The sequence below is a fragment of the Bittarella massiliensis (ex Durand et al. 2017) genome (genome assembly GCF_017566145.1).
Lineage (GTDB): Bacteria > Bacillota > Clostridia > Oscillospirales > Ruminococcaceae > Bittarella > Bittarella massiliensis_A.
This window is the reverse complement of sequence record NZ_JABFCL010000198.1, coordinates 1-224: the sequence shown is the minus strand read 5'-3', so window position 1 is coordinate 224 and position 224 is coordinate 1. Positions and strand designations below refer to the sequence as shown.

Sequence of the window (224 nt, the reverse complement as noted above, 5' to 3'; positions counted from 1 at the left end):
GCGTCACTTTTGGTACAGCTTCAGGCAGCTGTAGCAGAACATTATAGTGATGAAAAAAAGGCGACTGTAGCTTTTAAGTTTGTAGATGTTGGTGACATTAAAGTGTCAAGTACAGCGATAGCAAGTGTAACTGCTAATTCAAAGTCATATCACGCTGAAGAAAAAGATGGTGATATTACGAGTTTTCAATACCAAAACGGCAAATATTATATAACATGGACACC

General features: G+C 37.5%; 1 protein-coding gene. It reads left to right on the top strand.

Annotation, left to right across the window (positions count from 1 at the left end):
- Positions 1-224, top strand: a 224-nt coding sequence (locus tag HJY11_RS14015) for a hypothetical protein (RefSeq protein WP_208076506.1), incomplete at both ends; no start/stop codon positions are given.